Here is a 1,276-nt window from a genome sequence, read left to right on the forward strand (position 1 = left end):
TAATTCGCTCGTAAACCGTGCTGGTCCGTGCGATGATCTTTTTTGCAATGCAGCAACAGCCCGTGCCTTCGCCGGGTGATGATCCGGCAGGCCGGTCAGGACGACAATGCGAATCCATATCGGCGGCGAGATGAGCTTCGATTTTCCGCAGGAAACGCCGCTGATCGCGATGCTCAACGTCCACTATTCCCGCGCGTCGGATCTCGAATGGCCGGACTTCCTGACCTCGAACCCACAGGTGCCGATCGAGCGCTACCGGGACAGTTTCGGCAACTGGTGAAACCGTCTTGTCGCCCCGCCGGGTCGCTTCAGCATCGGCACGGACGCGGTGATCCGCGATACCGGCACTTTCGAGATGGGCGATCTGATGGCTTGGCAGAACGAGGTGCGCGACCTGCCGTCCGACACGCTGCTGTTCCTGCTGCCCAGCCGCTATTGCGATAGCGACGTGCTGGCGAACGAAGCGTGGCGGCTGTTCGGCCACACGCCGCTCGGCATTCCACGCGTGCAGGCGGTCTGCGACTTCGTCCACAACCACATCATCTTTAATTATGGCAATGCGCGGCCGACGCGCACGGCGGCCTATCGCGAGCAGAGCGGGGTCTGCCGCGACTTCGCCCCTCTCGCCGTCGCCTTCTGCCGCGCCTTGAACATCCCAACGCGCTACTGCACCGGCTACATCAGCGACATCGGCCTGCCGAACCGTGGTCGGACATGGACTTCGCCGCCTGGATGGAGGTCGATCTCGGCGGCCGCTGGCATGCCTTCGATCCGCGCAACAACGCGCCGCGCATCGGCCGCATCCTGATCGCCTCCGGCCGCGATGCAGCCGATGTGCCGCTGACCTATATTTTCGGGCCCGGCACGCTGGCCGGTTTCAAGGTCTGGACGAACGATCGTCGACTAGGCCGTGTGGACGTTACCGCAACCACAAGACAATAGCAGCGAGAGTGACAACGGCGCGGTAATTGCGGGCGGGATTTTCGAAGCGGGTTGCGACCCGGCGGAACTGCCTGAGTTTGGAGAAGCAGCACTCAATGTGCTCTGTAAATCCACACGGCATGGAGATCACTTCATTGAAGTCTCAAATGCGGTCAGACGTTCAAAAACCTAAGAAGCGGCGGGCTTGCTTCGGATGGTTAAGGCCAGGAGCGCCTCCGAAAGTCGTTTCTTCGCCCGCTCGACCCCGTTCTCGTCGATTGCCTCAACATCGAGGAACAAGTCGCGGCCAGTCGCGTGCTCGCTGATGACCTGAGGGCGCTGGGCCAGTTCACCC

2 pseudogenes are annotated in these 1,276 nt (G+C 61.8%); one reads left to right on the forward strand and one right to left on the reverse strand.

What is annotated here, in order from left to right:
- The first annotated feature begins 106 nt into the window (after positions 1 to 106).
- Positions 107 to 942 (forward strand): annotated as a pseudogene (locus tag EOA86_RS35075) (transglutaminase family protein).
- Here the strand turns inward: EOA86_RS35075 and EOA86_RS35080 are convergent.
- Positions 920 to 1,042: pseudogene (locus tag EOA86_RS35080) on the reverse strand (IS5/IS1182 family transposase); the annotation flags it as partial. The pseudogenes EOA86_RS35075 and EOA86_RS35080 sit on opposite strands and share 23 nt — an antisense overlap.
- Positions 1,043 to 1,276: the final 234 nt, after the last annotated feature.

The organism is Mesorhizobium sp. M5C.F.Ca.IN.020.32.2.1 (assembly GCF_004023105.1).
In the GTDB taxonomy this organism is placed as follows: Bacteria; Pseudomonadota; Alphaproteobacteria; order Rhizobiales; family Rhizobiaceae; genus Mesorhizobium; species Mesorhizobium wenxiniae.